This window comes from Clostridium oceanicum (assembly GCF_039521385.1).
GTDB lineage: Bacteria > Bacillota > Clostridia > Clostridiales > Clostridiaceae > Clostridium_F > Clostridium_F oceanicum.
This window is the reverse complement of the sequence record NZ_BAAACG010000006.1, coordinates 211,759-233,362: the sequence shown is the minus strand read 5'-3', so window position 1 is coordinate 233,362 and position 21,604 is coordinate 211,759. Positions and strand designations below refer to the sequence as shown.

Annotated in this window: 19 protein-coding genes and 1 pseudogene; 6 read left to right on the top strand and 14 right to left on the bottom strand. The window is 27.7% G+C overall.

The annotated features are described in order from the left end of the window. Positions 1-207: 207 nt before the first annotated feature. Together ABDZ71_RS04490 and ABDZ71_RS04485 are read right to left on the bottom strand one after the other, a co-directional pair. Positions 208-3,402 carry a hypothetical protein gene (locus ABDZ71_RS04490; RefSeq protein WP_343759270.1) on the bottom strand — a complete coding sequence of 1,065 codons (3,195 nt, stop codon included), beginning with the start codon at positions 3,400-3,402 and terminating at the stop codon, positions 208-210. 308 nt (positions 3,403-3,710) lie between these two features. After that, a complete protein-coding gene (locus ABDZ71_RS04485; RefSeq protein WP_343759268.1) occupies positions 3,711-4,241 on the bottom strand; it encodes an LURP-one-related/scramblase family protein in 531 nt (176 codons plus the stop codon). 547 nt (positions 4,242-4,788) lie between these two features. Here ABDZ71_RS04485 and ABDZ71_RS04480 point away from each other — a divergent pair. Beyond that, positions 4,789-6,342, top strand: coding sequence for a thiol-activated cytolysin family protein (locus tag ABDZ71_RS04480; protein ID WP_343759265.1), 1,554 nt, complete (start codon positions 4,789-4,791; stop codon positions 6,340-6,342). Positions 6,343-6,490: 148 nt separating this feature from the next. Here ABDZ71_RS04480 and ABDZ71_RS04475 read toward each other — a convergent pair whose 3' ends face one another. Then, positions 6,491-6,922, bottom strand: coding sequence for a hypothetical protein (locus ABDZ71_RS04475; protein WP_343759264.1), 432 nt, complete (start codon positions 6,920-6,922; stop codon positions 6,491-6,493). 132 nt (positions 6,923-7,054) lie between these two features. After that, positions 7,055-7,864, bottom strand: a complete 810-nt coding sequence (locus ABDZ71_RS04470) for a CPBP family intramembrane glutamic endopeptidase (protein ID WP_343759262.1) — start codon at positions 7,862-7,864, stop codon at positions 7,055-7,057. A 385-nt stretch (positions 7,865-8,249) separates the two neighbouring features. Here ABDZ71_RS04470 and ABDZ71_RS04465 point away from each other — a divergent pair, with 385 nt between their 5' ends. From ABDZ71_RS04465 to ABDZ71_RS04450, 4 genes are all read left to right on the top strand, one after another. After that, positions 8,250-8,930, top strand: a complete 681-nt coding sequence (locus ABDZ71_RS04465; protein WP_343759260.1) for a response regulator transcription factor — start codon at positions 8,250-8,252, stop codon at positions 8,928-8,930. After that, positions 8,923-9,912: a sensor histidine kinase gene (locus ABDZ71_RS04460; protein ID WP_343759258.1), complete on the top strand. Its 990-nt coding sequence runs from the start codon at positions 8,923-8,925 to the stop codon at positions 9,910-9,912. Before ABDZ71_RS04465 ends, ABDZ71_RS04460 begins: the two co-directional genes overlap by 8 nt. A gap of 81 nt (positions 9,913-9,993) precedes the next feature. Further along, a complete protein-coding gene (locus ABDZ71_RS04455) occupies positions 9,994-10,692 on the top strand; it encodes an ABC transporter ATP-binding protein (protein WP_343759256.1) in 699 nt (232 codons plus the stop codon). Next, complete coding sequence (locus ABDZ71_RS04450; RefSeq protein WP_343759254.1) at positions 10,679-13,264, top strand: ABC transporter permease; 2,586 nt, start codon at positions 10,679-10,681, stop codon at positions 13,262-13,264. The genes ABDZ71_RS04455 and ABDZ71_RS04450 overlap by 14 nt, the downstream gene beginning before the upstream one ends. 254 nt (positions 13,265-13,518) lie before the next feature. Here the strand turns inward: ABDZ71_RS04450 and ABDZ71_RS04445 are convergent, their stop codons facing one another. From ABDZ71_RS04445 to ABDZ71_RS04420, 6 genes are all read right to left on the bottom strand, one after another. Then, a complete protein-coding gene (locus ABDZ71_RS04445; RefSeq protein ID WP_343759252.1) occupies positions 13,519-14,892 on the bottom strand; it encodes an MATE family efflux transporter in 1,374 nt (457 codons plus the stop codon). A 407-nt stretch (positions 14,893-15,299) separates the two neighbouring features. Further along, positions 15,300-16,124, bottom strand: a complete 825-nt coding sequence (locus ABDZ71_RS04440) for an ATP-grasp domain-containing protein (protein WP_343759250.1) — start codon at positions 16,122-16,124, stop codon at positions 15,300-15,302. Positions 16,125-16,269: 145 nt separating this feature from the next. Then, positions 16,270-16,812, bottom strand: a complete 543-nt coding sequence (locus ABDZ71_RS04435; protein WP_343759248.1) for a GNAT family N-acetyltransferase — start codon at positions 16,810-16,812, stop codon at positions 16,270-16,272. A gap of 462 nt (positions 16,813-17,274) precedes the next feature. Continuing rightward, positions 17,275-17,820 carry a hypothetical protein gene (locus ABDZ71_RS04430; protein WP_343759246.1) on the bottom strand — a complete coding sequence of 182 codons (546 nt, stop codon included), beginning with the start codon at positions 17,818-17,820 and terminating at the stop codon, positions 17,275-17,277. A gap of 469 nt (positions 17,821-18,289) precedes the next feature. After that, positions 18,290-18,508, bottom strand: coding sequence for a DUF2922 domain-containing protein (locus tag ABDZ71_RS04425; RefSeq protein WP_343759244.1), 219 nt, complete (start codon positions 18,506-18,508; stop codon positions 18,290-18,292). 198 nt (positions 18,509-18,706) lie between these two features. Further along, complete coding sequence (locus tag ABDZ71_RS04420; protein WP_343759241.1) at positions 18,707-18,934, bottom strand: DUF1659 domain-containing protein; 228 nt, start codon at positions 18,932-18,934, stop codon at positions 18,707-18,709. A 239-nt stretch (positions 18,935-19,173) separates the two neighbouring features. Between ABDZ71_RS04420 and ABDZ71_RS04415 the strand changes: the two genes are divergently transcribed. Continuing rightward, positions 19,174-19,359: a hypothetical protein gene (locus tag ABDZ71_RS04415; RefSeq protein ID WP_343759239.1), complete on the top strand. Its 186-nt coding sequence runs from the start codon at positions 19,174-19,176 to the stop codon at positions 19,357-19,359. 367 nt (positions 19,360-19,726) lie between these two features. On the opposite strand, the pseudogene ABDZ71_RS04410 reads toward ABDZ71_RS04415, so the two are convergent. The 4 genes and pseudogenes from ABDZ71_RS04410 to ABDZ71_RS04395 all read right to left on the bottom strand — a co-directional run bounded on the left by ABDZ71_RS04410 (position 19,727) and on the right by ABDZ71_RS04395 (position 21,549). Beyond that, a pseudogene (locus ABDZ71_RS04410) lies at positions 19,727-20,270 on the bottom strand (sigma-70 family RNA polymerase sigma factor). A 287-nt stretch (positions 20,271-20,557) separates the two neighbouring features. After that, positions 20,558-20,893, bottom strand: coding sequence for a hypothetical protein (locus tag ABDZ71_RS04405; RefSeq protein ID WP_343759237.1), 336 nt, complete (start codon positions 20,891-20,893; stop codon positions 20,558-20,560). Between the two features lie 39 nt (positions 20,894-20,932). After that, positions 20,933-21,166 (bottom strand): hypothetical protein, encoded by a 234-nt coding sequence (locus ABDZ71_RS04400; RefSeq protein ID WP_343759235.1) that lies wholly within the window; start codon positions 21,164-21,166, stop codon positions 20,933-20,935. 35 nt (positions 21,167-21,201) lie between these two features. Beyond that, positions 21,202-21,549: a hypothetical protein gene (locus ABDZ71_RS04395; protein WP_343759233.1), complete on the bottom strand. Its 348-nt coding sequence runs from the start codon at positions 21,547-21,549 to the stop codon at positions 21,202-21,204. Positions 21,550-21,604: the final 55 nt, after the last annotated feature.

Here is a 21,604-nt window from a genome sequence, read left to right as displayed (position 1 = left end):
TTTTATATTATCCTCATAATATGACTCTAAAAAGGTATATCACTAAAATAAATTTCAATCCTTATTTTAGATAACCTAGTATAAATATTATCTAATACAATTTTTTTGTTTTTGAGGAGTAAACTATATTATTATTATTAATTGATAAAACTTTTTAATGCAATAACTTTCTATTTACCCCCAATTTACATTTCACTATGATTCTTATTATTTGATACAAATTCTAACCCCTGGTGCACTTTCTTCTAAAACAAAGTCAAACCTTTCATAAATTTGTATAATAACTCGTTCCTCAATATATAATGACTGTTTATTTGAATCACCCTTTTTAATTAACCAATTAGGGGGATTTTCTAAAATTTCTCTTTCTTTTTGTGACCCTTTTACTATTTCTTGTACATCAATAGTAAAATAATTAAATACTTCTGACTGATCTTTCTCATTTTCTATAGGTGAATATTGTATCATTTTTCCTATTTTAGATATATCAACAATAAAAATCTCAAATTCATTTTTATCACAAAACACATTATAAACAGGAATGTTATAATTTTTATGCTTATATATCCCTGTAATCTCTTTTGAATATTTTTTTGCATTATTTTCCCCAAATTCTCTATGCCACTTAGGAATATATTTATTATTATCAAATTTTCTTTCAAAAAAATCATAAGCCGCATTATTAACTGATATAAATATCAATTTAGAAATATCTTCAACCCCATCTAAATAATTTTCAAATTCACTTTTATCAATTATATCCACTAATTCATTCATTTTTTTAATAATTGTTTTGTTTTCACCTTCAATTATACTTCTACCAAAATTAAAAGCATCATCTAGTCCCCTAAATTGAAAATAAGGCTCAATATCATCATCAAAAAAAGCTGATTTATCAAAAAAAGTATTAATTCCAAATTTTTTATTATTTCCAGTTAAAACTGTTTGCATTTCAAATTTTATCAACTCATAAAAAGATAAAATACTTCTAAATCCATATGTAGATTCAACATTTTTTATAAAATTACATTTGAATTCTTTAACCTTTTTTTGAGAAATTCTCGTATTTCTTTTCTTTTCTTGCTCAAGATTTTCTTGCTCTTGTTTTGATTTCATTAATAAATTCTTAAATTGCTCACATTTTGAAATTGCTTCTTCCGATAGCACATTAAGCCATTTATGTTTTTCAGACTCTATAGATTTAATAGTTTTCATCAAACTTCTTGTACCTTCCGCTAAAAAAGCTAACTCTCTTGAAAAAGGTAATTTTATATTTTTAATTTGATTTTCTGTTTTATTTTCCAAAATTTTCAAACATACTACTAAATAAAATACTTCTAATTTGTCTAAAATACCAATACTATACCATTCATCATCATCATTGTGTTCATCAAACTCCCAGTTTGACCACTGCCATATATCTTCTTTCTCAAACGTATGAACCTTTATAAATAAATTTGTAACTTCAGTTATATCAGAAAGTAAATTAATTAATATATTCTCAAAAAAATGAAGAATTTTTTTATCATTAAATTTTCTGTATTCATAAAGAATCCAACTTCCAAGAGCAAACAGTACTTCTTGTTTTGAATTATTTAAAAAATCACATACAACTTTATTGTATTGAAAATTTCTAATATAATATCCTGTATCTAATCTATCAAAAAGCTTTAACATTTTTTTTAAAAATATTTTAAAATTATTTATATCCCTATAATCGAAACTTTGCTTTAATAAATTTTGAAATACTTTTAACAAATAAAATGAAAAATCATTAAAATCTTTGTCTGATAACTCTTTTTCATCATATAAATTAACAAGGTAGTAATCTGATAGTTCAGTTATATATTTCCAACTTCTATCAATCATAAAATCAGCTAGTTCTTTATTATCTTCTAATTGTTTATATCCTTCTATATACATTATTTCTGGATAGTAAATAAAACTTTGATATATTAAATGATCTCCCTGCTTAATTGAAAGTTGCGCTAAGGAAATCGGAGTATATGCTACGATTCTAATAATATCTTTATTTTCAGATTTTAGTCCTTCATCAAATATTTTACGGATATCGTCTGAAATCCAATCTAAAGGCTTTAAGCGTTCTCCAAAAAAAGCTGTTCTTTCACTTTGTGCTTGCTGTTTAGAAAAAAACCCTCCATATTGTTTCTTCATATACTTATATAATTCTCTAATTAACTGATTGTATAAGTTAAGATTTTTTTTCAACTCGTCTTCTCTTTCAATTCCAATTAAATGTAGACATCTCTGTTTTAATTTAGATATTTCAAATCTTGCTTCTTCTTCACTATCTTCATAGTTATTAACAATAAATATAAACTTAATGTTACTAATAATTTCATCTAGTAATGCAACATTATCTTCAATAATATCTTTTCTTACTTCTAATAAAGTAGTTTCTTCAGTTATTTTACAATAAATACTTGCTGTAATAACTATTATTGGTTCATTTATTTTTCTTTCGGTATTAGAATATATATCTAAACTTCCTTCATGTAAAGTTGAAATTAAGTCTATTGTTGACGTTTTATTAATAATTGTATCAATTAACATATTTAATTCTAAAAAATTTATATCAACGAGTCTTCCTTTAAATGGAGATTTGATTTTAACATATTTATTTTTATTTATAGCTCCAAACTTATTTATTGAAATAACACCGCTATATATTTTAACCAATTGTTGTATCTTTTGTCGAAATTTATTATTACTTATTCTTTTATTAATTTCATTATTCCATATTTTTATAAAACTCCTTTTTAATATATCAACAAAAACTTCTTTTTTGGCATTCTCTAAATTATTAGCTCTTATCAATATACTTACTGTATTACCAAGAGAATATATTGTTGCTAATCCTAATAACATTGTAACAACTATAATCATATAATTTAAGTTTCCAGTTAAAAATATTAAGAAAGTAAAAATTTCACTGCTTAATAAAGGATAAAATTTACTTTTATAAAGAAGCACCCTAGCCTTATCCGGTTCTTCTTTATCCATTAAACTTTGGGCAACAAAAAATGCTACTCCTATTAAAACAGCTCCTATTCCAGTATTAATTGCAATTAAATTTTGAAACATAGGTGTATTACTTTTAATAATTGGAACATTAATTTTATTAATAATATAAAAGTTTAAACGTGATAATATATAAGATGATGCACCTATATTACATATTATTGTAATTATTAAAAATAGCAATAATAATTTAATAAAAGAACTAACTGATGGAATCCATAAAGATGTTTCTTTTTCCTTAATTAATTTTTTATTATCTTTCAATTCATATTTTAACATTTCACTTAAAGTTGTCCCATTTTTAAATAAATATTTTTTTTTATTTCTAATTCTAAACAAAACTCTTTTTATCTTTCTCATAATATTTTCTCCAATTAAACTACTCCTTGTTTTAAAATACTATATATTACACAACAGGTTATCTTTTGGCCTACACAGATTTATATAGTTTTATAAAGTAATAACACCCTAATCTAATAAGTTTCTCTAAATAAATACAAATTACATTTTTGTCCTATTCTTTTTTTCCCTAGTTTTTAAAGATAAGATATCCCCTCTTTTAAAGTGTGAATAAAAACTTAATAATACTAAAAGACAAATTATCATTATTTATGAAATTATCCTTAAACAGCAAATATGTCGGTATTGATTTTTATTATTTTTATATACTATCTATATGGTTTTTCCTGATATCCACAGTTATGAAGTGCTATTATAATACCTAAAATTATCTTATATAATTCCCCTTCTTCTTTGTATATAGAAATCTCATAAGAATCCGTAAAATCAAAAAATGTTTTCTTAAACTCTCCTATTTCATATCCATCTTTAAGAATGGTAAAATTTTTAGCCCAGATGCTACCTTTGATTTCAAACTTTCCATAATCACTAGTTATATAAATTTTAGGTTTAAAGCATGTTTTTCCTTCTATTATTGAAGCAACTACGGAATCATTTATTAATATCTCATATTTAGAGGAAATAACTGATGGCTTCTTCCTAAGTATAAATTCTTCTTGTCCATTTAAATTATTAACACAAAACCTATGTCCTAAGTGAAAAAATCCTAGAGAAATTTGATCAATTAATCCAGTAATCTTGTTTCCTACAACTTCAAACACAGGCTTTTCAGAAATATCATATATGTAATATTTATTAGTAATAGAAATCCTCTTTTGTTTTAAATAATAGAAGCTCATTTGTTTTTCTCCTTTGTAACATAATAATATATTGATACTATTTTACTATATAAAGAATATATTTCCAAATAAATCTTGTGATTTTAATTATTAATATTTACAGTATTTTATCTTAACTTATACATAGGGGAAACCCTCAAATTTTCCATTCCACCAAATCCACCTTAACAGCCAATTTTAATTATTAGATTCATCCAGGTTCTTAAACAATCATTTAATATTTTAATAATTAAACTTATTAATCAGTTTAATTACCTTTTCCTCTTCCTAAAAAATCAGTTAATGTTTTAACATTAAAATCTTATTATTAAGAAAATTATGAATATTATTAACACTTTGGAATCTTAAAAGCATATTTTGAAACATAATCCGATAGTTTGTGACAAATTATTAAGCTTTTGTGATAAATTTTAAAATAAAATTAAATTTCATAATATAATAAATGTAATAAACAAAGACATTCAAACAACTCATTACTTAATATAGCTTAATGCTATAAGTACACTAAAAAAACAACTATTTAATCTTAATAAGGGGGGAATGTAAGATGAAAAAGCAAATTTTCAAAAAAATAAGAGGAAGCTTCAAAACATTATTTTCAGGAGTATTAGTTTTAAGCATTGTTGGTCAACCAATTGGTGTTTTCGCTAGTCAAACAAACAGACAAGTATCACAAACTCAAAGAAATGCAGAAGCTATTAATAACGGAATAGGTAATTTAGATTACAACAAAAATGAAGTTTTAGCATCTAAGGGAGATAAGATAGAAAGCTTTGTACCTAAAGATGGTAAAAAAACAGCAGATAAATTTATTGTTGTTGAACGTATTAAAAGATCACTTACAAGCTCACCTGTGGATATTTCAGTTATTGATTCAATGAAAGATAGAACATATCCTGGAGCATTGCAACTTGCAAACAGTGATTTTGTAGATAACCAACCTAATTTATTAGTAACTAAGAGAAAGCCTATAAATATTAGCGTAGATTTACCTGGTCTTGGAAAAAATAATGTTGTGAAAGTTCAAAATCCAAATTACAGTAATGTAACTGGTGCTATTGATGGACAAGTAACTAAATGGCTTAATGAAAATTCAGATTCAAGAACTTTGCCAGCTAGAATGCAATATAACGAATCTATGGTATATAGTAAATCTCAGTTATCTACAGCTCTTAATATTAATGCTAGTGATGCAACTAAAAAACTTGGAATTGATTTTAGCGCTATTCAAAGTGGTGAGAAAAAAGTGATGGTGGTAGCTTACAAACAAATATTTTATACTGTAAGTGCTGAGCTTCCTAATAATCCATCAGATTTATTTGATAAGAGTGTTACTTATAATGAGTTAACTCGTAAAGGAGTAAGCAAATCAGCACCTCCTGTTTTAGTATCAAATGTAGCTTATGGTAGAACAATTTATGTAAAATTAGAAACAACATCTAAAAGTAACAATGTAAAAGCTGCTTTCTCAGCTGCAGTAAAATCTGGATTCAAAAATGTAGATGTAAAAGGAAATGTAGAATACAAAAATATTTTAAATAATAGTTCATTTACAGCTGTAGTATTAGGCGGAGATGCAGAAAAACATAATATGGTAGTAACAAAAGATTTTGATAAAATAAGAGAAGTAATTTTAAATAATTCAAAATTTAGTGCTAAAAATCCAGGCTATCCAATTTCATATACAAGCACCTTTGTAAAAGATAATTCTGTTGCAGCTATCCATAATAACACAGAATATGTTGAAACTAAATCCACAGAATATTCTAAGGGAAAAATAACTCTTGATCATACTGGAGCATATGTTGCTCAATTCGTAGTAAGTTGGGATGAATTTTCTTATGATGAACAAGGAAAAGAGGTAATAGTTCATAAAAATTGGAATGGAAATTGGAGTGATAGAACAGCTCATTTTTCAACAGAGATACCACTTCCTGCAAATTCAAAAAATATAAGAATAATGGCAAGAGAATGTACAGGCCTTGCATGGGAATGGTGGAGAACAGTTGTAAATGAATATAATGTTCCTTTAACTAATAATATAAGAGTTCATATTGGAGGAACTACATTATATCCAAACAAGAGCGTTACTTATAAATAGCACTATATTAAAGTAAAAGTATAATTACAAATAATATTACTCATACTTAGTAGAAATCTTTTATAAGCATATAAATTTATTTTCTCATAAATTTATATGCTTATTTGTTTTTTTTAATCCCCTTCTATACAGCTATATTTTTTGTATATCATCCACTAACTTTATCCTCATGGTTTTCCTCTTTAACTTTACCATTGTTATTTATTTGAATCTTCCTAAAATATATAAAAAGAATAATAAATGAAAAGAGAAAATAAATTCTATCAGGAATAAAGTACCAGGAAGCTTCAGATATATCATCTTTAAGGTTATCATATTTAAGTTTATCCCGTTTATGTAACCATAAGTTTTTCCCAGGAAAATATAATAAAATATTTGATATAAGATAAAAACCTATAATTATTTTTAAAAACAAATTCATATTAGATTCATATAGCCATGCATAAACGCAAAAGCTTAAAAAACCAGAAAATGCTAAGCTAAGAATTCTTAGTATAAAACCAGATTTTTTAATATCCTGCCACCAAATACATAATAATATTTTTTTCATTACTTTAAGGATGCTCACTTTTTTCTCCATAATTAATCACCCTTTCAAATGAGGATTTATATTTTATTACTTAAAGATATATTATATTAATCTTATTTTACTATAAATCGGAATATGTTTCCAAAATAAAAAGAATGACCTTTATAGATCATTCTTTCTATCTTAACTAAATTGGTTGATTGTTGTTGTTTTTTTATGATTTTTAAGCATATTGATTAAAAGAATTATTGTAACTATAATTCCTGCTCCTAAACATATAGCTATATAACTCTCTTTATCCGATAATATCATTGGTAAAATTAAAGAACCAAATAAATTAAAGACTATATGACCAATTATATTTGACCAAATTGACTTAGTATAAATGTATAAAATACTTAATATTACTCCAAGTATAAATGCATATATGCCTTGAAGCATATTACCATGGGCTAATCCAAAAATTAAAGCTTGTACTATTACAGCAATAACAATATTCATATTTTTCTTTAACTCATTAAATATTAATCCTCTAAATAATATCTCTTCAAATATTGGAATTAATACTATGATACATATCATAGATAAAAGAGATCCATGGGCTGAAACTATACTTTCAGATACTTGACCGTAACTTTTAAATTTACTTGATAAAAAATACACCATAGGAATACAAATTAAACTTGTACTTATAGCAAGGATAATTGAATTTGCTATATAAGAACCTTTTATCTTTGCAAAATTACATCTTTGCCCTAGGTTTTCTTTTTTATTTTTTAATACTAACATGTAAATAATAAGTGTTATAGCACATCCAACCGCAGTTACTATATAAAGATTATTTGTTATAGCCTCTTCAACAGCTTTAGATGATTTAGTATTACATACCAAAGAATACATAATTCCATACAAAAACATAAATATAACTTGCATAATACCGTATACTAGGCCAAAGAATACTATATTTCTAATCATTCTTAAATATTTTTTCATTATGTCACTTCCTAATCTTGTTATAATTTAAAAATTTCTAAGTAAATTTACAGTTAAAATATTTACTTTATTGTTTAAATTTACTTATATGTATTTTTTTACAATACGCTAAAAAGTATAACAAAAATTCAACTCCATTTCAATGATTATTTCTACTATTATACAAATGATTTGTAACATTAAATAATATAGCCAAGCTTGTATATTTCTGTTAAAACCAATACAATAAAGCTATGGAAAATATATAAAGACATTTCATAGATCTTGAATGTATTATTGACCGTGAAATAATAAAATAAATGATGAGGTGTTATTATTAGAAAATTACCTTTTATTTCTCATGGTACTTATATATAATCAATAATTTAAAGAAAGGTGAAAATAAATGAAACATATATTTTTAGTTGAAGACGATACAGCAATTGCTAAAAACCTTATACTTTTACTGAGCTCGGAAGGATTTACAGTAACTCACTCCCCTACTCGAAGTGAAGCCATTACTGCCCTTTCCCATAACAAATTTGACTTAAGCTTAATTGATATTTCTTTGCCTGACGGAAATGGCTTTACAGTTTGTACAGAAATCAAAGAAGCTCAAAATATTCCAGTTATCTTTCTAACAGCTTACGGCGATGAAGGAAGCGTTGTTACTGGGCTTAATATGGGTGCTGACGACTATATCACAAAGCCTTTTCGTCCTCGTGAATTGATTGCAAGAATTAAAACCGCCTTACGAAAAAACGGCCACTCCATGCCAGATTTTCAAATTCATGGGCTTAATGTGGATACAACAAAGGGAATAGTTAAAAAAGATGGAGAGGAAATTTTTCTTTCAGCATTAGAATACCGCTTGCTTTTGGTTTTTATTAATAATCCTAAAAGTATTATCACAAGAGGAACGCTCCTTGATGAACTATGGGACGCAGCAGGAGAATTTGTAAATGACAATACACTGACAGTCTATATCAAAAGATTAAGAAAGAAGATAGAAGAAGACCCTACAAAACCTAAAATTATTCTTACCGTTAGAGGCACAGGATATAGATTGGGAGGCACCTATGCTTAGAAATAAAGACTTTTGTGAGTTTGCCATTTTGTTCTCTTTAATGGCTACAACCTTTATAATACTAGGATTTAAAATAAATAAGTGGGCAGGAATCCTTACTATTACTTTTACAATAGCTTTTGGTACAGCTTTTTTTATATTTACTAAGTTAAGGTATAAAAACATTGCTAAAATTTCAGAGCAAATTGATCTTGTGCTTCATAATGCTGACCATCTACATATTGGCGAATCGGAGGAAGGGGAACTTTCCATTTTGCACAGCGAAATAACAAAAATGATGCTCCGAATTCGTGAACAAAACGATGCCTTAAAAAAAGAAAAAGAGCATCTTTCTGATTCACTGGCTGACATAGCTCACCAGCTTAAAACTCCCCTTACATCAGTGAATTTGATTTTATCATTGTTAAGAAATAATCCTGATGAAAGAGAACGTAAAAACTTATTAAGGGAAGCTGAAGAATTACTTCTTAGGATGGATTGGCTTATTACTTCCCTTTTAAAGTTATCCCGTTTAGATGCTGGTATTGTAGCTTTTAAAAAAGAAGAAATCCATGTGAACCACTTAATAAATACCGCACTTCACCCTCTTTTAATTCCTATGGAGCTCCATAATATTTCTTTAGAAATGGATATTCCAAAAAACATAAAAATTTTAGGGGATTTAGGTTGGCTTTGTGAAGCAATACAAAATGTCATAAAAAATTGCATGGAAGGCGCCGGAGATAAGGGTACTCTTAATATTGCTTGTGAGGACAACCCTCTCTTTACTGAGATTACAATTAAAGACAACGGCAAAGGCTTTAAAAAAGAAGATTTACCTTGCCTCTTTAGGAGGTTCTATCGTGGAAAAAACTCTGAGACCACAGGATACGGAATTGGATTGTCTCTTTGCCACATGATTATATCAAGGCAGGGTGGAACTATTACTGCCAAAAATCACCCAAAAGGTGGCGCATTATTTTCCATTCGTTTCCCAAAGTGACAAATCTCTCACCTAAAAGTCACTAAGATGTAAGATGAAAGTTCTATTATATGGGTAGAACATAAAAAGGAGGCTCACATAATGGAGTTTTTAAAAATTAAAAATTTATGTAAAATCTACGGTAAGGGAGAAAACAAAGTTACCGCCCTTGATCATGTTTCCCTTACAATTGAAAAGGGTGAATTCACCGCAATAATTGGTTCCTCTGGCTCTGGCAAATCTACATTGCTTCATGCCATAGCTGGTGTAGATGTTCCAACAAGCGGAAAAATATATTTAGACGAACAAGATATATATGGACAAAGTAATGAAAAACTTGCTATTTTTAGAAGGCGTCAAGTAGGACTTATTTACCAATTTCATAACCTGATTCCTACTTTGAATGTAGTAGAAAACATCACCCTGCCTATTTTGATGGACAAAAGAAAAGTCAACCAAGAAAGGCTAAATGACTTACTTAATTTATTAGGACTTGAAAGTCGTAAAACTCATTTGCCAAACCAGCTTTCCGGTGGCCAGCAACAACGTATTGCAATTGGTCGAGCTTTAATGAATGCACCAGCAGTTATGCTTGCAGATGAACCTACTGGTAGTTTGGATAGCAAAAATGGTGATGAGATTATCCGTCTTTTAAAAGAAAGCCATAATAAATATCATCAGACCCTTATTATTGTTACCCATGATGAAAATATCGCTCTTCAAGCAGACCGTATTATTGGTATAGCAGACGGTAAAGTAGTTCGAGATGAAAGGCAGGTTAAAAGTAATGAACGTTTTTAACAAAGTCGCTCTTCAAGGACTAAAAAAGAACCGCACACGAACTCTTGTAACTATTATAGGAGTTATTTTATCTGCTGCCATGATTACAGCTGTTGCTACCTTTGGGATTTCCCTACTAAGTTATATGGCAAATGGTGCAGCCCATAAATCCGGCAATTGGCACGTTAAGTTTTTAGATACACCTTCTTCCTTTGTAGAAAAAAGAAGTAAGAATGAGAAAATCTCTAACAGCGTAACATTTCAAAATATAGGCTATGCAAAACTTAAGGGAGTGGAAGACGAAAAAAAGCCTTACCTTTTTCTAGCTGGATTTAATAATAAGTCCTTTGACAGTTTACCTATAAACCTAATTTCCGGAAGACTGCCAAAAAATAGTAAGGAAATTGTTATTCCAACAAGCATACTAATAAGAGGTGGGGATAAAATATCTATAGGGGATACCCTTTCCCTTAATATAGGAGATCGTATAAGTGGTAACAAAACCCTAGGTCAAAAGGATCCTTACACTTTAGGAAAGGAAACTCTTGTAGAAAAAGATAAGAGAACTTATAAAATTGTGGGCATCTCTCAAAAACCCGGTTTTCAAAATTCTTCTACACCTTTTTATACTTTGATAACTAAAGCAGATTCAAAGTACAAAGAAAACAGCTTTAGTTTATTTCTTACACTTAAAAATCCCAGAAGTGTTCACTCTTACGCAAAAGACACAGGTAAAAATTATGCTTACGAGTTCAACGATAACGTACTACGCTTTATGGGACTTTCCGATAGTAATATATTCAATACGCTTTTATATTCAGTTGGCGCCATTGTAAGTATCATTATAATGATAGGTTCCATTTTCCTCATATATAATGCTTTCAATATTTCGCTGAACGAGAGGACACACCAATTTGGAATTTTATCTTCCGTTGGAGCTACAGAAAAGCAGCTTAGAAATTCCGTATTATTTGAAGGTCTTTTAATCAGTGCAGTTGGAATACCTATTGGCATTATAGTAGGCTTAGGTAGCATTGGACTTGTACTTTCAGTTGTAGCCAAGAATTTTTCAAATATTTTATACAGCAATGTACCTTTAACCTTAAAAATATCCGCTCCAGCAATCATCTTAGCCGCTACCCTTAGCATGATTACTATTTTAATTTCAGCCTATATTCCAGCAAGGAAGGCTGCAAGTACCCCGGTTATGGAATGTATTCGTCAAACAAAGGAAATTAAAATTCAAAATAAAACTGTGAAAATCTCAAAATTTGCCAAACATATTTATGGTTTAGAGGGAATCCTTGCTCTAAAGAATTTTAAAAGAAACAAGAAACGCTATCGTAGCATTGTGTTATCCCTTGCTTTAAGTATACTTCTATTTATATCCACTAGTTCTTTTGTAACCTATATGAAACAAACATCAGATAAAGCAAAAGAAAGCTTTACTTATGACATTACTCTTTCTGCAACGGATATGAAAGATAATAAAATGTTAGACCTTTACGATAAACTTAAAACAACAGATGGTGTTTATGAAAGCTCTTGCCAAAAGGTTTTAAGATATTCCTCAACCGTTAAAGATAATGTTCTTTCAGACAATTACTTTAAATCAAAAGATTCTCATTCCACAGGAAAAAAGGTTGATATTGGAGTAGATCTTCAATTTATTAATGATAAGACTTATTTTAATATTATTAAAGATCTAGGATTACCCTTAAAAGAATATACAGGAAAAGATCCAAAACTAATAAGTGTTGCAACAATGAAGGGTGCAACCACTAAAGGAAATGATTCTGATTCCTATGGTAATATATTTAAAAATTCTTCTATGAATTTTACCATAGCTCCAAAAATAAATGGCAAAACAAATACAAAACAGGGTAAAAAGGTAACCATTAAGTTTCTAGAAAAATTTGTTCCCCCGGATATACCACCAATGCTTAAAAACTCTGGAGCAAAAAGTCCCTTCTTTTTTAGAATAATGGCTCCCTATTCTATGAAAGAAAAATTTGAAACTAAAAAAGCAGATGTAACTGCTAAAGGCTTTACATTTAAATCAAAAAATCCATCACAGTCCATGGATAAAATGGAAACATTAATTGAAGCTAAAGGAATTACAGATGGCTACAAGTTATTAAATGTACATGAAATAAATGATTCTAACCGTAATATGATATTCATTGCCAATGTGTTTTCTTATACTTTTATAATTATGATTTCTTTAATTGCAGTTGCCAATGTGTTCAACACTATTTCAACCAATATTAAGCTTAGAAGACGAGAACTTGCAATGCTTAGGTCTGTTGGAATGTCTGAAAAAGATTTCCAAAAGATGATGAACTTTGAATGCGCCTTTTATGGGATAAAAGCCCTACTCTTTGGTCTTCCCTTATCCATACTTTCTTCTTGGCTAATTTACAAAGGAATGATTAAAGGTGGTGCAGAAAATATCCATTTTGTATTCCCTTGGATCAGTATAGGAATCAGTGCCTTTACCGTATTCATTGTGGTATTTATTACAATGCTGTATGCAACAGACAAGATTAAAAAAGAAAATATCATTGATGCACTTCGAGATGATATGGCTTAGTTTAAAAAAACTTTAACTCTAAGAGGATTTGGCTTTTAATTCCACATGAAAATAACTGTCCTTAGGACATTTAGCTTTAGAGATAGTTGTTTTAAATACAAAAATAGGAGAAGGTAGAGGTACATTCTCCCTAAAAACTTAAAAGGAGTAAAATTTATAGTTTTACTCCTTTCATAAATGGAATATTTGGATTAGGCAAGTAAAGCAAAAATCCATATTGAGTTCAATTTTAACACTTGTCATAATTAATACTACTATTCTGATAAAATAGTTCTATTTGACTTTGCAACAACCAATTCTTTATGAAGATGGACAGCCATAAACACAGTTACAAGGGCAGATATTACATCTGCAATAGGCTGTGCATAAAGAATACCATTCAATCCAAAAAGTCTTGGGAGAATGAAAATAACTGGTACAAAACAAATTCCCTGTCTACAAGCACCAAGGAAACAGCCTTCCTTCGCCTTTCCCATAACAAGAAACAAAAATGAATATACAGTATATAAACCAAACAACATGAAGGAAATGCCATTTGCCCTAAGGGCAATTTGGCCTACATGAATCATTTCCATATCTCCTTTGGTAAAGAGTGACATAATACCCTTAGAAAATATAGCGGCTATTAAACCAAAAATAATGCAAAATATAGTTGACCATAGAATGGAAATTTTAATTACTTCATGCAAACGATCATACTTTTTTGCACCGTAACTAAAACCTGCAATAGGCTGAAAGCCCTTTAAAAATCCAAATACAATTAAAGTACCAACAGTCATGATTTTTGTCACCGGTCCCATGGCAGCCAGAGCGGAACCCCCGTATTCTTTTGCCCCACTGTTGATCATTGCAATAGAAAGGCTTGTCAATACTTGAAATATCAATGTAGGAATTCCAATCTTCAAAATTTCAGACATGATTTCTTTTGAAAAACTGCATTTTTTGATATTAAAGGAAAACATACTCTTTTTGCTAATGATATAAAAAAAGTAAATTAAAGTTGAAACAATTTGTGAAATTGCTGTAGCAATAGCTGCACCGGCAACCCCAATATTAAGAACATAAATAAAAATTGGGTCTAAAATCACATTAAGTATAGCTCCTAACATCAACGCACACATAGCTGTTTTGGCAGCACCCTCGCTTGACACAATATTATTCATGGTAACATTGAATATGTTAAAAATTGAGAACGTAATATAAATACTAGTATAAGTAATCGCATAAGGCATGACACTTTCAATGGCACCTAACTGCTTCAAAATTGGCCTTAAAAAAAGAAGCAAACAGATGATAATAATTAGCCCAGTTAAAACGCTACTATACAATGCAGTACTTGCAACCTTGTTTGCAGTTTTAATGTCCTTGCGCCCCAGCAATCTAGAAAGATATGCCGCAGCACCATTTCCAAAAAGTAATCCTAAACCTACCACAACTTGTCCAAGGGGAAAAGCCACAGTAATTGCCCCCATCTGATCAGTTCCAAGACCACCTACAAAGTAAGTATCTACCAGATTGTACAAGGCATTGATTAACATTCCAATCATTGTGGGAAGTCCAAGTGCCATAAGTGCCTTTGGAATTGGCGCACTCCCCAGCAATACCATTTTTTTGTTTTGTTCATTCATAATAAGTCTCCTTTCACTTTCTATGTACTATATTTTATTTTACTTTATTTTATACTACTATACTTTATAGTAGTTGAACAACAAGGAAAATGGTACTATAATTTATAATATTTGTCAAGTTTAAAAAAGAAACCTTCTGCAGCTTAAGAAATTTATAGGGCTATCCAATTTATCTTCTTATATTAATTAATAATACTTTTATGTTACGACATAAAAACACCGTAAAATTCAAAGTTGAATTTTACGGTGTTTTTTAAATTGTTTGTTTATTAATTTATTGAGTTAAATAAGAACTTTGGGTACTAAGCTTAGCTATCTACTAAAAAATTTTATCTAAGGCACATTCAAATAAATAACTGGTCAGTATGCTAATTTATTTTAATATGCCTAAACCTCTAATTTTAAATTTATGCTTCAATAGCTTTATGAAGTGATTTTTTCAATGCTTCTATAAAGTTATTACATGTCCCATCTTTTAACTCTAAAAGAGAAAGATAAGGGTTTAAATCCTCTAACTCTACCAGTAAAAGTTCTCCCTCTTTAGTTCTACATGCATCTACTCTTTGAATTCCCCAATTTAGATTATTCCATTCTATAAAACGTTTCGCAAATGCTAAATCTTCTTCTGTAGCAATATATTCTTTAAGTTCCCATCTCTTAGTTTTATCTGGTGCATAAAATGCATATTGGAATTGTTTATCAATAAAATAGAAAGATACCTCATATTCAAAGTTGATTAAAGGTTGTATTAAAGTATCTTTATTGTCTGATCTAACTTGTTCAAACACTTCGTCTTTGGATAAAAACTTCATACCTATTGAATCTGCACCATCTTTTGGCTTTATAACGTAAGTAGTTGCATTAGGTAGTTTTTCAAAAGAATTCAATGTATCAATGGTTGGAATCACTGGAAATTTCTTATTTGTTAAATCTATCAAATATTCTTTACCATTCATATCCGCCTTACCATTAAACGAATTATAAGTTTTAAGATTATTAGAAAGGATTCTTTTACGAAACTCTTGATATTTATCTTTAAAATTAGCTATTGGACCAGCATTTCTAAATACTATTAAGTCAAAATTTTTCTCAAAATCTTCAATATCTTCAGGATGACAAATAACTAATTTAAAATCTTCTCTTAGTTTAGATGTTAAAAATAAATCTTCTTCATAATAAAGTCTTCCTTTTGCTTTATAATATAAGTCAGTTATAAATAGTATTGTTTTCATTATATATTTCCTCCATAAAAGTTAGTTATAAATAATATTTTTTAGCTTGTAAGTTAATTATATGCTATTTTACAAAATATCTATAATAAAACATTTTTGCCTCACAATAAATTACAATTCTTTCTTAATTATTAACAATCATACCCTATAAATTGTTAGTAGTAAAATTAAATCCTTTGAAAGAATTAATTTTTTTCTCCATAAGATGGAATTTTCCCTTTCTCCAATTAGTAAATCCCACTTTTGAAAATCCTGACTTTTCATACAATTTTACAGCATGTGGATTTAACGTAAAAGCATCTAATCTAATTGTATCTATCCCCATTTTTCCAACCTCATTTTCTATGTGTTCCATTGTTGAAGTTCCAATTCCTTTATTTTGAAATTTTGGATTGACACATAATCTATCAATCACATAATATGTAGAATTAGGATATTTCCATGTACCATTAGCATATTGCTCATCACATTCTTGGTTTAAAACATATGCAGATAGAACTGCATCTTCAGATACACCTATATATAATTCCTTTTTTGCTATATCATCCTCAAGTATATTCCTGTCTGGGTATATATTATCCCATTGGTCAATACCATTTTTCTTCATTTCATTAATAGCATCTTTAAACATATCAAAAATATTATCTAAATCTTCTCTTTCTGCTAATCTAAATTCTAATTTTATCATTTGATAGTCACCTCTTTAAGTCTATTTTTCAATTTTACTGTTAATTACTATTTCTTTATCTTTAGCCGCCATAGATATTGAATTAACTTTATAGTTGTTTCAAACTCATGGCATTTAATTTTCCCTTTTCATAATTATACCCTAAAGCTTATATGCTAGCTACTAAAGAATTTAAAGTACAAACATCAAAAAAATACTAACTTACTACCCCTTTCTGATATCCTATAAAAATTAGTATTCATTAGTAAATTGTTAAAACTATATATATTTATATCAACCTTAAAATTACTTTTAATACTTTTTATGTATATTATTTCATCTAATTTATCTCATTATATTAATTCATAATACTTTTATATTACGACATAAAAACACCGTAAAATTCAAAGTTGAATAATACGGTGTTTTTAAATATAGTTTATTTTTTAAATCATTATAAAACATATCTACTAATAAAGTAATTTAATTTACATTCCTTAAATTTATATTTTTAAAATAGTCTTTTGAATTATTTTCAAAGTTAATTGTCATATCATTATTTTCAATAACATCTTTTAAAAAATCACCAACTGCTCTTCTTAAAGCTTGTAAAAAACTTTCTATATTTAATGATATATACCTTGAATCAGTAACCTTTTTTAATAAACTGTTATCAGCTGTACCCCATGAATACTTAATTAATTTTGCTTGATTTTCATTTGATAAACTTGATGATTCTATAAATGAATGTAAAACACCGCATCGTGCTGCATATAAGTCAATCCCCTTACAATTACTGTCTAAATATTTCACTAAATATTTTTCTGTCCATTCTATAAAATCCTTTCTAGCAACGGTATTCTTTGTACTAGATTTACTTAAATATGCCATACTATCCATTGTTGAATAAATTAAAATTAGTGTTGAAAGTTGACTTTTATTTTTAATGCACAATTCTATCGAATCTAAAATATCTCCAATTAAAATAATTTTTTCTCCTATTTTTATACCCTTTATTTTGGTATCCATAAAATATTTTCTCACCCCAATCTTCTCTAACTACAAAATAAATACATATATATAATATATTAACATATTTTTCTTTAAATATCTCTATATCTACACACACTATTTTCACCATATTATTCAATTTTCAAAGAACACTATTCTCTTCACAATCTACCGATATTATGTATTAATATATAACTCTCTTAACCTATATTCTATTTAACTTTTTAAAATTTCACTGCAATCCTCATTGACATACTATTCCATATCAATATCTGCCCCTCTACTTTCACTCAATGGAAAACTCATCTCTAAAAACAGTAGAGTAGCTTTAACTAATGCTTGTTAAATTAGGATTAGAATATGTTGAAAAGCTACAGGAGAAAGAGAAAGAAATCTAATTTATTTTTTTATATTATAGTTTGTCAAATATAATTAGAGCCTCTACTTTTAAAAAGTAGAGGCTCATTTATGTTAAATACCCTATGCTTTATGCTGTATATATTTCTTCTGTAGTTCTTTCTATAATGTCTGCAGAATCTTTTGCTACGATTGGTGAATCATATGCAAAGGCATCTTTTTTCTCAACTATAACATCCATTAACCCAGATACATCTTCTTTAGTTAAACCTTCTTTTACATCACTTATAGAAAAAGAAATTTTCTTTCCTTCCTCTGTTATAAACTTCATGCTTAATGTTCTATTCACTTAAAAACCCCCCTTTTTTCAATTAGCAATTTTCAGATAACAATTAACAATTTTGGTTAGAATTTTTTAAGACAAAATTCTTTATAATATAGTTCAAGAAATTCCATTGGAATTTCAACAGTAATTGTTAATTGCTCATTGTTAATTATAAATTCTATTTCCAATTGTTATTTGTTAATTTTAAATTATCAATTGTGCCTAGCCTTCCTGAACTAATGCACTCTTATCTACTCTATTGATTTCTCTTACTTCATACATTAATACTTTTTCTACTTCAGTTGCTATAGTAAATAGATCTTCATCCTTAGCATTTACATTAATTTTTGATATTGTTTTGCGTCTTAATATTGCTTTCCCATCTTTATCTAAACCTGCATCTAAAGTTAATACTATATCTGAATCATTTTTATGTGCTGCTACTGCCATTTTAAAATCCCCCTTCTTTCTTTGTTTTGTTGTTCACCTATATATATGAATTCACTTATATATTTGTAAAAAAATAAAGTTTCTAAATTACTATAATTAATAAATATAATTTCAAAGTTTAAAATAGTAAAAAAAGTAATTAAATGGACGAAAAATTAATATAAGATAAAAACATACTTTTATCTTAAAAAAATTAATTATTACAACTATAGTTTTTTAAATTTAGGAGGTTATGTAATATGAATAAGACTTGTAGTAAATGTGGATCAAATATACTAAAGAAAGGAAAGTTAAGTGGAGTAGCTGCCGTTAAATCTTTAAATTCAAAAACAGGATTAGGAGGATCTGATTTACAAGTAACATTTTGTTCTAAATGTGGAACTGTTATTGAAATGACAGTTTTAGATCCTGATAAAATTAAATAATTTAAAGTATATTTAAAAATCTTTATAAAAATTCAAACTAATACATATAGTAAAAAACAAAGGCCCTAAACATAAAATTTAAGGCCTCCATTTTTGGTTTTGTGTAGCTGCTATAACCTTTTTTTTAAAATCACTAAAAGCTTTATTAAACTATCATACATATTTTCACGCCCCCTAAATAGAAAGAACCTCAATCTCTGATTTGTCAATAGTCGCTTACTCCTTAGACAAGTGGAGAAGGAATTACATTAACAATAGGAAGAATAAATCTGAGTTACTTAAATGTTAAACTAAAATCTCTGATTTGTTAATGGTCGCTTACTCCTTTGACAAAGGGAAAAGAAGTTTCATCTATAATTGCTATTTATTATTTTTTATCTATTATTTGCTTTTGTAATTGCTTTTTAAGTTTCTTTACCATTTTATCTTTTTCATATCTTGTGTTGTTGTAACTTCTGCCATTTTCTTTGGCAATATCCTTTATAGTTTTTTTCTCTATATAAAATCCATTTAAAATATTTTTCTCTCTTTCACTTAACGTGTCTATTGCCTTATATATTTCCTTTGTTTTTTCATAAGCTATAACTTCATCTTCTACAGTAAACTTATAAGAATATATCATCTTTTTCCTGTGGAATTTCTCTGTGATGTTTTATTTCACCTTTTAAAAGAGCTTTATAATTTTGCTTTATAGCCTTTATGCAGTAAAATCTAAAGCTTTCACCGCTGCCTTTGTACATATTGGCCGGTTTTATAACTGATAGTTATCCATGTTGAACTAAATCCTCATAATCGTAACATTTAACTATATACCTTGAAGATTCTTTAAGTATTAGAGGAACAAATCCTTCTATTATTTTTTCTATAACCTTTTTATCCCCTGCTCTGTATTTTTTCAAAAGTCTATACATTAAAATACCCCCTCTTTAAAATTTAAAATCATACAATACACTGCCAGACAAACATTTGGAGTTAAATTAAAGAAAGCCCTAAGAGATTTCTCCTCTTAAGACTTATATATTTGAATTTTTTAGTTTTACAAAACTTGTTTCTAAAAGTATTTATTTTCTATATTTTAATGATATCATTGATTTTACTATACTTTCAATGGAGGGTTACTTTAGTGGAAAGTATAACTTTTAAAAAACTTATAATAAAACTCCATATACTATGTTATATTTAGAACACATTTCACATACTATGGCTTTAAAAAAAGCTTATACAATATAGAATTTGGATTAAAGGGGCCAAATCCTAGTGCAATAAGCAAGCAAAAAGTAGTAACTAAAAATATTGCAATATAAACTATAGATAAAATAATATTTATAACATTTCCTTTTCTTCTTCTTAAAGTATTTATATTTTGTACTACTCCCCCAAATGAAAATCCAATTATACCTATAAAAGTCATTATCCCTAAGATATTAGAATCCTCATAGGAAAATGGTAGAAACATAAAAAATTTTCTAAATAAAAATACTCCAAATAATAAACATACAATTCCTATAGGACAAACTATCACTTTCTTATTCATACAAAAACCTCCTTTCTTATTTTTTATAATAAAAAACTTCTAGCTATTTATACTATTTTCTTTTTCATTGAAGACTAATGATAAGCCATATATAATCAAAGTTACTGGAAATAGAACTATGACTCCTACTTTATAATAAAGATAATTTAAACCTAATCCTAAAATCATAGAAATAATTACTGATGTAACATCTTTTTTAGTTTTTGAAGAAAATTTACTACGGAAAATAAATATAAAATTTCCTAGCCCTAAACTTAAAATTATTAAAATCATAACTTGACCAATTAATTTTAACCCCTGGATAAAACCTAAAAAGTATACATCCACAATACCCAATAATATAATAAAATAAAAATATTCTTTAAAAACACTGCTATATTGCTAGCTATTATTTTCTTATAAAAGTTATCCTCTTTAGTTATTTCTTTGTTTACAGAAGTATATAATTTGTTTGTAATACAGTCGCAAGAAAAAATTATTAAAATAACTGAAAAAACTACACTAATAGAAAAATTTAATTGTGGAAGCTGTCCTTTAGTTCCTTGCATATAAAATAATAATCCCATCCATATACAAACTATCAAATTTCTAATACTAAAAATAGCATAATCCTTTTCTGCTTTTACTTTTAAATATTTTTTTAGTATATATAGCATATAATCCTCCAGCAAAACAAATATTTTCCTTATTATACCACAAGATATCTATAAT